A 10,710-nucleotide genomic window follows, 5' to 3' on the forward strand; every position below is an offset into this window, starting at 1 on the left:
AGGGCAAGGGCACGATGAACAACTCTCCGAGGGGGATCATGGAGTGCCGTGAACGTTCACGAATCATTCGTGAACGTTCACGGCTTATCCGTGAAACCTCACCGTAAAGAGCGGGTGCCCACGTGTCAATGAGTGGGCGTCAAGCGGATTCGCGCCACAGCATGCGTGGGCGCACAGTACGCCGCATGGATGGCAACTCGGCGAAGTCGGCGGCGGCGAGCGCGTCGGCGATGTCCAGCGCGTTGCTCACCAGCGCGTGGCGATCGATGGACATCGTCGTCAACGTCGGATGCACCGCCTCGCCCAGGGTGAGACCGTCGATGCCGCAGATCCGCACCTGACCGGGCACGTCGATGCCGAGCGCGTGCGAGGCCTGCACCGCGCCGATCGCCATCAGGTCGTTGAAGACCAGCACCGCGTCCATGTCCGGATGAGCGCCAACGAGTTCGGCGAACGCCCGGCCGCCCCCGGCCATCGATTCCTCGCCGATGACGACCATGTCCGCCGATCCGGCCCCGGCGAACTCCTCGAAGTACTCACGCCGCGGGGAAGGCGTATAGGTGGGGGAGGTGCGCAGGGAGTAGGCGGAATCGATCATGCCGATGCGCCGCGCGCCCTTGCCATGCAGTGCTTCGATCGCGTCACGCACGCCTTCGCGGATGTCGACTTCGACCGAGTGCATGCCGGGCAGGCTGCCGGTCCGCTCCAACACCACGAGCGGGATGCCGCGGCTCGCCTTGACCAGGTCGTCGTCGTCCTGGGCGAAGTGCCCGACGAACAGGTCCACCTGACCTGACAGCATGTCGAGCGCGCTCGCCTCGTCCTCCGTCTCCGTCGAGGCCATCACCACGTGCCAGCCGCGCTCGGCCGCGGTGTTCAGCAGGTCGCCGGCGATCTCGGTGAAGTACGGGTTCCGAAAGGAGGCCACCAAATAGCCCATCGCGCGGGTCTTCTTCCGCACGACCAGGTTGCGGGCGAACCGGCTCGGCCGGTATCCGAGCCGCTGGCAGGCTTCCAGCACGCGCTGCTTGGTCTGTTCGTTGATCTCTCCCATGTCGTTGATGGCCCGGGTCACGGTCTGCCGGGAGACCCCGGCGGCCTGGGCCACATCGTTGATCGTCACACGTTTCGCCATCGCCGTCCTTGGCTCGTTGCTTGGACCGATGGTACTGACGGAACAGGGCCACAAACCATCGCCGCCCGCGCCCACATGCGGCTCCGCGCCTGGACCCTGACTATTGACAGGAAAACCACCGATGTTTAGGTTGTGTTTCACGCCAAAGTCGTGAACGTTCACGGTATCTGCTTCGTGGACGTTCACAACACTGGTCCCCCGCTCCCACAACCTGCGCCACGGCACTAGGCGAGGCTGCGCCCCAGCGCTCTCACTGCCCGAGGGGTCGTTTTACCAGGTAACGGGCGAGCGTGCGAATCCTGTCCATCGTCTTCCAATGGGACGGTAAAACGTTGTCCTCCAGCGAAGCAGACCGTAACGTCTCCTCCTTCGAGCCAGGCGCGGGCCGGCTGAAACCCCGTGCCAGCTCAGCCAGCAGCGCCCGCGCCCTTTCCCTCGATGGTGATTGGATGTTTCACCTGGCTCCCAGCCTTCGGGAAATGAGCGACGGCTTCGAGAACCCTGACTTCGACGATTCCGCCTGGTCGGTGCTGCGGGTGCCAGGCTCTTGGCAGATGGAGGGCCTTCGCGACCACAAGGGCAACCTTCTTGATCACGGGCAGGCGCGGTTCGGAAGGCCCGCGTACACCAATCAGATCTACCCGTTCCCGATCGATCCGCCGCACGTCCCGGACGCCAACGCCACTGGGGAGTACCGCCGGACCTTCGAGATGGACAGGCCCGAAGGCGCGGGCTGGGTGTTGCGGTTCGAAGGCGTGGACTCGCATTTCACGGTTTGGCTCAACGGGGTGGAGCTCGGCTGGGGCACCGGCAGCAGGCTGCCGACCGAGACCCCGCGGCTGTATACCGGGATGCTCAGGAGCGAGGGGGAATGGGGCTCCCGGGCGGTGACGCAACGCTCGACTGGTACGGCCTCGGCCCGGGCGAGAATTATCGCGACAGCCGGCTGGCGGCCCGTCTCGGCCGTCACCGCGCCACGGTGGCCGAGCTGCAGACCCCCTACGTCTGCCCGCAGGAGAACGGCAACCGCAGCGCCGTCCGATTCGCGGAGGTCTCCTGGCAGTCGGGCGAGCGGCTGCGCATCACCGCACCCTCCGGCGTCAACGTGACCTTGCGGCCCTGGACCAGCGAAGCGCTGGACGCGGCCCGGCACACCACCGACCTGGTGCCGGACGGAAGACTCTGGCTCAACCTCGACATCGCCCACTACGGGCTCGGCTCGGCGTCATGTGGCCCCGACGCATGGCCGGCCCACCGCTTGTACCCCCACGTCTGCTCACTCCTGGTCCGCCTCGCCCAGGTGCGGTGACGCACGAATCCGAAAGGAGAACCGCGATGGGGTGGCGTGCCGCCAAACGGAGCTTCCACCGCTATTGGCAGCTCTACCTGCTGATCGTCCTGCCGTTGGCCTACTTCGTGATCTTCAAGTACATCCCCATGACGAACGCCGTCATCGCGTTCAAGGACTACAACGTCGTCGACGGGATCTGGGGCAGCGAGTGGGTCGGCCTCAAGCACTTCTCGGCGTTCTTCGCTAATCCCGTCTTCTGGAATCTCGTCAAGAACACCTTCCTGCTGTCGGTGTACTTCCTCCTGGCGGGCTTCCCTATCCCGATCATTCTGGCGCTCGCGCTCAACGAGGTCCGGCTGCGTTCCTTCAAACGGACGGTCCAGATGGTCACCTACGCGCCCTACTTCATCTCCACCGTGGTCGTCGTCTCCATGGTGATCCTGATCCTGTCGCCGCGGATCGGCCTCATGGACAGGGGCTTCGGATTCTTCGGCGTTGACGCGCCCAACCTGCTCGGCGATGCCGACTACTTCCGGCACATCTACGTGTGGAGTGACATCTGGCAGACGGCCGGATATTCAGCCGTCGTCTACATGGCCGCCCTGTCAGGCATCGACCCCAGCCTGTACGAGGCTGCGAGAGTCGACGGAGCGACGCGCCTGCAGAAGATCATCCATGTCGACATCCCCGGCATCATGCCGACGGCGGTCATCATCTTGATCCTCGGTGTCGGCAACATCATGGCGGTCGGGTTCGAGAAGGCGTTCCTCCTGCAGAACCCGCTCAACCTCGGCAAATCCGAGATCATCGCCACCTATGTCTACAAGGTCGGGCTGCTGAACGCCGACTTCAGCCAGGCCACCGCAGTGGGTCTGTTCAACTCGGTGATCAATCTGCTGCTGCTCATCGCGGTCAACTTCGCCGCCAAGCGTGTTTCCGGGAGTGGTCTGTGGTGACCGACACGATGTTGCAGATCGCGCGAAAGAACGAGCCGAAAGAAAAGGCCCGCCACCGTTCCACCCGGGTCAAGGACTCCGGGGTCGACCGCCTCTTCATGGTGTGTGTCTATGTGCTGCTCGTCACCTTCCTCGCGGTCGTCCTCCTGCCGTTGATCTACATCGTGGCCAGCTCCTTGAGCAGCCCCAACGCCGTCTCATCCGGTCGGGTGTGGCTGTGGCCGGTCGATTTCTCGATCCGGGGCTACGAGGTGGCGCTGAGCAATCCGCAGATTGTGACGGGGTTCGCCAACTCGCTCTTCTACACCGTCGTGGGAACGATCGTCAGCGTTACGCTCACGATCGCCATCGCCTATCCGCTCTCCCGCAAGGACTTCTTCGGGCGCAACGTCATCACCGCGTTCATCGTCTTCACGATGATCTTCGCGGGCGGCCTCATCCCCACCTACCTGGTGGTACAGAAGCTCGGCCTGCTCGACACACGGTGGGCGCTGATCGTGCCGGGGGCGATCGGCGTCTGGCAGGTCATCATCGCCCGCGCCTACCTGCGCAACAGCATTCCCGAATCGCTCTACGAGGCCGCCGAGATCGACGGGGCGAGCAGCCTGCGGGTGCTGTGGTCGGTGGTGCTGCCGCTGGCCAAGCCCATGATCGCGGTCGTCGCCCTGATGTACGCGATCCAGCAGTGGAACTCGTACTTCGACGCGCTGCTCTACCTCAAGAGCGACGACCTCTACCCGCTCCAGCTCGTACTCCGAAACGTGATCATCCTCAACACCCAGACGGGCACGCTGGACACCGCCACCATGATGGAGCGCCAGCAGCTCGCCGACCTGCTCAAATACTCCCTCATCGTCATCTCCACGGTTCCCGTGCTGCTGATCTATCCGTTCGTCGCCCGCTATTTCACCAAGGGCATCATGGTCGGCGCGATCAAGGGCTAGCCAGGCGGCCGGCCCGTGTCACCCCCCAACCCCACGAAAGGCACCACCCATGTCCATCCTTCCCAGGAAGCGCGCGGCACTGCTGGCCGCGCTGTCGCTGGCCGCCCTGCCCATCGCTGCCTGCTCGTCGTCCAGCGAGAAGCCGGCCGCATCGGCGAGCCAGACAGGAGCCACCGAGCTCACGGTCTTCGTCCCGCAGAACGCCAATCAGGATCTGCAAGCGTCCGACTTCACCAAGCTGCTCAGCGACAAGTTCAAGATCAATTTTAAGTTCCAGACAACGACCTACGACGCCGGCCCGGCGGTGGAGAAGCGGCAGATCTCGCTGGCCAGCGGCGACTATCCCGACCTCTACCTGCTCATCTCGTGGGTGGACCAGTTCAACCGGCCGGAGCTGCTCAAGCTCTCCAAGCAGGGCGTCATCCTGCCGCTCAACGACCTGATCGCCAAGTACGCCCCCAACATCCAGAAGGCGCTGGAGACCAACCCCGCCTACAAGGCCCTGGCCACCGCACCCGACGGCAAGATCTACGGCCTGCCCCAGTGGAACGACTGCTTCCACTGCTCCTACCAGGGCAAGCTCTGGATCAACACGGCCTGGCTGAAGAAACTCGGACTGTCCACGCCGAAGACGACCGAGGAGATGCGCGCCGTCCTGCAGGCCTTCAAAACCAAGGACCCCAACGGCAACGGCAAGGCCGATGAGATCCCGCTCAGCTCCTCCACCGTGGACATGGTCCTGCCGTACTTCATGAATTCCTTCATCTACGACCCGGAGAGCAGCGAGGCGACCGTCCCCACGCTCGCGCGGAACAACGGCAAGGTCCAGTTCCAGCCCGTGCAGGACAAATGGCGTGAGGGACTGCGCTACGTCGCCTCGCTGTACAAGGAAGGACTCATCGACCCCGGCGCCTTCACCCAGAACCGGGACGCGCTGAAGGTCAAGGGCGACAACGCCGACGCGGTGATCGTCGGAGCGGCGACCGTGCTGCACCCGGCGATCCTGGTCACCCTCGGCCAGAAGGACGGCCGGGACGAGGACTACGACGCGGTGCCGCCGCTGACGGGCCCCGATGGGGTCGCCTATACCTCCTACCGCCCGGCCAGCACCCCCGGTGCCACGTTCGTCCTGACGAACAAGGCCACCGAGCAGGACCAGATCGCCGCCATCAAGATGCTCGACTACATCTTCACCGATGAAGGCCACCTACAGGGGGAGTTCGGGAAGGAGGGCGTGAACTGGAAGAAGCCGGACAGCGGCGACGTGGCGCTCAACAAAGACGTGAAGCCGCTGTTCAAGGTGATTCCCGCCGCCCCGGATGCGCCGCCGTCCAACACCGCCTGGGGAGCGCTCACGCAGTACAACAGCACAAGGGCGTTCCGCGACGCCCAGGTCCAGCCGACCGACATCTACGAACCGGAAGGCTACGAGCGCAGGCTGTACGAGGCCACCAAGGTGTATGAGGGCAAGGAGCCGAAGGACCAGATCTTCCCGTTCTGGAACCTGTGGCTCGGCACCGACGTGGCGAGCGAGGCGGCGACGCTGCAGACCAACATCCAGAACTACGTGACCCAGTCCAACCTGGAGTTCGTGACCGGCAAGAAGAACATCGACAGCGACCAGGACTGGGCCGCCTACCTGGAGGGCCTCAACGGCCTCGGCCTGCAGCGATACCTGCAGATCCAGCAGCAGGCCCACGACGCCCAGTAATTACGACGCCCAGTAATACAACGCACTTCCAAGGAACGACATGGACGAACGCCACCGCATCCGGCTGGCCGCGCCCGCCGCCGTCTTCCACGACGCCTTCCTGCTGGGGAACGGCAGCCTGGGAGCCGCGGTGTACGGGCGAGCCGGGGTCGAGCGCGTCGACCTCAACCTCGACACCGTCTGGTCAGGCGGTCCGTCGGCCCCGGAGACGAGCGCTCCCGCCGGGAGCCTGCTTCCTGAGTTGCGGCGAGCGATCCGCGAGCGCGATGACCTGCGCGCGGACGAGCTCGCCCGTTCCCTGCAGGGATCCGGCTACACCCAGTCCTACCAGCCGCTCGGGTGGCTGGAGTGGGAGTACGCCGCTGACCGGCAGCTCGACGGCTACATCCGCGAGCTCGATCTGGCTGAGGCGGTCGCCAGTACAGCCTACGGGCGGGTCCGGGTGGAAAGCTTCGTCTCGGCACCCGATGGGGTCCTCGTGATGTCGGTCACGGGCGGCGACGAGGTCACGCTGCCCGCGTTCCGCTCCGAGCACCCGACCGTGGAGGTCGCGCAGCGGGAGGCGGATGGCGTCCGGTGGCTGGTGGCCACCGGACGGGCGCCCGCGCACGTGCTGCCGAACTACGTGGACAGAGAGCCCGCCGTCGTCTATGCGGCCGACGAATCCGGCGGAACGGGCACAGTTCCGGCCGGTATGGGATTCGCCGTCGTCGTGGCGGTGCACCAGGCCGCTCCCGGCGAGGTTCGGCTCATCGCGGCCGCAGCGAGCGGCTTCCGAGGCTTCGGGCGGCGCCCCAGCGCGGATCTCCGATCGATCGCCGCCGAGGCTGAGAACCGGGTCGCCCGAGCCCTGTCCATCGAGACGTCGAAGCTGAGGGCGCGGCATCGCGAGGATTACCGCGGCTACTTCGATCGGGTCGATCTGGACTTGTCCGCCTCAGGGCCCGAGACGGCCGGGGCGGAGCTCTTCTTCCACCTCGGCCGGTATTTGCTGATCTCGAGCTCCCGGCCGGGCACGCAGGCGGCCAACCTTCAGGGCATCTGGAACCTCGACGTCCGTCCCGGTTGGAGCTGCAACTACACCACCAACATCAACCTTCAGATGAACTACTGGGCGGCGGAGTCGACCGGCCTGCAGGAGCTGCACGAGCCGCTGTTCCGGCTGACGCGTGAGCTCGTCGAGAGCGGGGCGCCGACGGCCACCCGGTGCTACGCGGCCCGCGGCTCGGTGGTCCACCACAACACCGACATCTGGCGGTTCTCGACACCGGTGCACGGCGATCCCCAGTGGGCCAACTGGCCCTCGGGGCTCCTGTGGCTGTCGGCCCATCTCTGGGACCACCTCGACTACGGGGCCGGCGACGCGTTCGCCGTGGAGATCGCCCTGCCCGTCTTCCGATCGGTGGCGCGATTCGCGCTGGACATGCTCGTTCCGGACGAGCGGGGCGAGCTCGTGATGAGCCCCTCGACCTCGCCCGAGCACCACTTCCGCGTCGGTGCGCCGGCCTACGCGGCCGTGTCCGAGGGTTCGGCGATGGACCAGGAGCTGGCGCGGGAGACGCTGTCGCGGTATGTCAGACTGGCTCAGCGCTTCGCCTCGGAGGACGACGACGCCGAGCTGGCCGTGCGGGCGCGGGCAGCGCTGGCGAATCTGCGCGACATCGCCATCGGCTCAACCGGCGAGCTGCTCGAATGGTACGACGAACGTCCCCCGCGCGAACCCGGCCACCGCCACCTGTCCCACCTGTACGGCCTGTATCCGGGCACCCGCATCACCGAAGCCACCACGCCCGCTCACTTCGAGGCGGCACGCCGGGCACTGCGTCACCGGCTGGAGCATGGCAGCGGCTACACCGGCTGGAGCCAGGCGTGGATCCTCTGCCTGGCCGCCCGCCTGCGTGACGCCGAACTCGCCGAGCAGGCGATCGCGGTCCTGCTCGGCGAGCTGAGCTCGCAGTCGCTGCTCGACCTGCACCCGCATGACGACTGGCCCGGCGGCAACATCTTCCAGATCGACGGCAACCTGGGCGCGGTCGCCGGCATGACCGAGCTGATCGTGCAGAGCCACGAGGGCGCCATCAGCCTGCTCAAAGCCCTGCCCACGAGCTGGCCCACCGGATCCGTGCGAGGCGTCCGCTGCCGCGGCGGACACCAGATCGACCTCGCCTGGCGAGCGGGAACACTGGTGGGCGCGGAAATCACGGTCGGCCGGCCCGGCCAAGTGGTCATCGACATACCCGGCGACACCCCACCCCTGAACGTCGTCGACGAAGACGGCACCAGAGTGCCTCATATCGAGGCCGGCGGAGCGATTCCCGGACGCCTCCGCCTGTCCTGGAACGGCGTGCCCAAACGTCGTTACACGGCCCGCGCCTGAGCGGATCGACAGCCCGATCGGCGCGCCCATCCCTGAACTCACGTGACCTATCCACCCCCGAAGGGGCCTCTCCATGACCGACCTGCAAGGCACCGGGCTGACCCGGCGCACATTACTCCAGGCCGCGGGCGCCACCGCCGCCGCGTACTCGTTGATCGGCACGATCACCGGCACCGCGAGAGCGGATGACCGGCCCGAGGTCGCCGACCGGCTGGTGGTGTACCCCATCCCGGCCGGTGTCCCGACCAACGCGAGCTTCTCCGTCAAGGCCCGCACGCCGAACGGCCAGTGGACGCCGGTACCCGTCTACCGCGCCCAGGTGAAGATCGTCAACGAGAAGACGGGGGGCGGAATCGTCAAAAATTCCTCGGTCGCCACCTTCGACTTCAGCGGCACCGTGGAGGTCGCGGTCACCTCGTCCAAGGGCGCCATCGGCAACGCGCGGATACGTCCTCTGTCGTACGGCACCCAGTACGCGGTGGACGGCGACACGGTGAGCTTCACCCTCACCGAACCGCGCAACCTCTCCATCGAGATCGACGGCGAGATCTTCGACAACCTGCAGCTGCACGCCAACCCGATCGAATCGCAGCGGCCCGAGCCCGACGACCCCGACGTCATCTACTTCGGCCCCGGTCTCCACACGGTCAGCGGCGGCGTGGTGACGGTGCCCAGCGGCAAGACGGTCTACCTGGCCGGTGGCGCCGTGGTGAAGGCCCGGGTGGAGTTCAACGGGGTCGAGAACGCCCGACTGCTCGGCCGGGGCGTGCTGTGGAACTCGGACTACGCCGGCGCCCTCGTGGCCTTCTCCCACAACATCGAGATCGACGGCATCATGGTGCTCAATCCGCGCGCCGGCTACTCCGTCACGGTCGGCCAGTCCAAGCAGGTCGCCATCCGCAACCTCCACCACTACAGCGCCGGCCAGTGGGGCGACGGCATCGACGTGTTCTGCAGCGAGGACGTGCTGATCGAGGGCGTGTACCTGCGGACGTCCGACGACTGCATCGCCATCTACGGCCACCGCTCCAACTACTTCGGCGACGTGCGGAACATCGTCGTCCGCAACTCCACACTCTGGGCCGACGTCGCGCACCCGGTGAACATCGCCACACACGGCAACACCGACAAGCCGGAAATCATCGAGAACCTGGTCTTCAGCGACATCGACGTCCTCGACCACCGCGAGCCACAGATCGGTTACCAGGGCTGCTTCTCGCTCAACCCGGGCGACAGCAACCTGCTCCGCAACGTCCGCATCCAGGACGTGCGGGTGGAGGACTTCCGCTGGGGCCAGCTCATCAACATGAAGGTGATGTACAACGCCAAGTACAACACGTCCGTCGGCCGGGGCATCGACGGAGTGTACGTCCGGAACCTGAAGTACGACGGCACCCGCGCCAATATGTCGATCATCGCCGGCTACGACGCCGACCATGCCGTCCAAAACGTCACCTTCCAGAACCTGGCGATCAACGGCACGGTCATTGCCAACACGATGAGGAAGCCTGGCTGGTACCTGGAATCGGACATAGTCCCGATGTTCGTCAACGAGCATGTGCGCAATCTAAGATTCCTGGACGCCGCCGCGCCCGCGGCCACCGTCGCGCCACAGATCACCAGCCCGGGCGAGGCCACGGCCACCGGCCGGCAGGTCTTCAACCACCTGATCACCGCGACCGCGCTGCCGACGTCGTTCAACGCCGAGGGCCTGCCGAAGGGCCTCACGGTGGACAAGAACACCGGTCTGGTCTCCGGAACTCCGCAGGTCCCCGGCACCTACACGATCACCGTCTCGGCTACGAACAACGTGGGCACGGCGACCAAGTCCCTCACCGTCACCGTCGGACACCCCGCCTGAGTACCGCGGCGAAGCGTTCGATGCGCATCGGCTGGAGCGCCTGTCCGGGTGCGGCGGCACGGGCGGCGGCTCGCTTGTGTCGTCTACCTGGGAATGCTCCGTGCTGCGCCAATCCCAACGACGGAACGATGAGAATCCGACGAGGCGCTGAGACGACCCACACCGGCAGTTTCGCCGCCGCGTTCGCTGAGGTTTGGCGGAGAGGTTTCCGCCAAACGTCGGCGCGGTTCACCGGGCTCGTGGACGCCGCACCGACCGATGGATGCTCGATGGTTGCTCATACGCGTTCGATCTGCCGCGAAACTCAAGGGCCGCGCCCAGGGAGATGGTGTTTGAGAAGGTCACCCGTAATCGGTGACTATTAGGAAGCAATCGCCTCAATAGTCACTTTAGCATCGTTTGTCTTGTTTTTGGAATCGGGTGAATCGGTGTTCT

Annotated in this window: 7 protein-coding genes and 1 pseudogene; 7 read left to right on the top strand and 1 reads right to left on the bottom strand. The window is 65.9% G+C overall.

Going from position 1 to position 10,710, the window contains the following annotated elements; genetic code table 11:
- Window positions 1-139: 139 nt before the first annotated feature.
- A complete protein-coding gene (locus ABN273_RS35855) occupies window positions 140-1,297 on the bottom strand; it encodes a LacI family DNA-binding transcriptional regulator (RefSeq protein ID WP_349453540.1) in 1,158 nt (385 codons plus the stop codon).
- Window positions 1,298-1,425: 128 nt separating this feature from the next.
- On the opposite strand from ABN273_RS35855, the pseudogene ABN273_RS35860 reads away from it, so the two are divergent.
- The 7 genes and pseudogenes from ABN273_RS35860 to ABN273_RS35890 all read left to right on the top strand — a co-directional run.
- A pseudogene (locus ABN273_RS35860) lies at window positions 1,426-1,956 on the top strand (sugar-binding domain-containing protein); the annotation flags it as partial.
- Between the two features lie 50 nt (window positions 1,957-2,006).
- Entirely contained in the window at window positions 2,007-2,444 is a 438-nt protein-coding gene (locus ABN273_RS35865; RefSeq protein ID WP_349453541.1) for a beta-galactosidase small subunit, read from the top strand.
- Window positions 2,445-2,470: 26 nt separating this feature from the next.
- Window positions 2,471-3,382, top strand: a complete 912-nt coding sequence (locus ABN273_RS35870) for an ABC transporter permease (RefSeq protein ID WP_349453542.1) — start codon at window positions 2,471-2,473, stop codon at window positions 3,380-3,382.
- Window positions 3,376-4,326, top strand: coding sequence for a carbohydrate ABC transporter permease (locus ABN273_RS35875; RefSeq protein ID WP_349453543.1), 951 nt, complete (start codon window positions 3,376-3,378; stop codon window positions 4,324-4,326). Before ABN273_RS35870 ends, ABN273_RS35875 begins: the two co-directional genes overlap by 7 nt.
- Window positions 4,327-4,375: 49 nt before the next feature.
- On the top strand, window positions 4,376-6,037 hold the full coding sequence (locus ABN273_RS35880; protein WP_349453544.1) for a type 2 periplasmic-binding domain-containing protein: 1,662 nt from the start codon (window positions 4,376-4,378) through the stop codon (window positions 6,035-6,037).
- 40 nt (window positions 6,038-6,077) lie between these two features.
- Window positions 6,078-8,414: a glycoside hydrolase family 95 protein gene (locus tag ABN273_RS35885; RefSeq protein ID WP_349453545.1), complete on the top strand. Its 2,337-nt coding sequence runs from the start codon at window positions 6,078-6,080 to the stop codon at window positions 8,412-8,414.
- A 73-nt stretch (window positions 8,415-8,487) separates the two neighbouring features.
- The gene (locus tag ABN273_RS35890; RefSeq protein ID WP_349453546.1) at window positions 8,488-10,275 is read left to right on the top strand and encodes a putative Ig domain-containing protein; all 1,788 of its coding nucleotides are present in this window, start codon (window positions 8,488-8,490) and stop codon (window positions 10,273-10,275) included.
- Window positions 10,276-10,710 lie beyond the last annotated feature (435 nt).

The organism is Nonomuraea sp. B19D2 (genome assembly GCF_040137845.1).
GTDB lineage: Bacteria > Actinomycetota > Actinomycetes > Streptosporangiales > Streptosporangiaceae > Nonomuraea.

What these genes read in the sequence shown, in the direction of transcription:
- ABN273_RS35880 (WP_349453544.1), top strand. Translation starts at nt 4,376, where the DNA reads ATGTCCATCCTTCCCAGGAAGCGCGCGGCACTGCTGGCCGCGCTGTCG.
- ABN273_RS35865 (WP_349453541.1), top strand. Translation starts at nt 2,007, where the DNA reads ATGGGGCTCCCGGGCGGTGACGCAACGCTCGACTGGTACGGCCTCGGC.
- ABN273_RS35870 (WP_349453542.1), top strand. Translation starts at nt 2,471, where the DNA reads ATGGGGTGGCGTGCCGCCAAACGGAGCTTCCACCGCTATTGGCAGCTC.
- ABN273_RS35890 (WP_349453546.1), top strand. Translation starts at nt 8,488, where the DNA reads ATGACCGACCTGCAAGGCACCGGGCTGACCCGGCGCACATTACTCCAG.
- ABN273_RS35885 (WP_349453545.1), top strand. Translation starts at nt 6,078, where the DNA reads ATGGACGAACGCCACCGCATCCGGCTGGCCGCGCCCGCCGCCGTCTTC.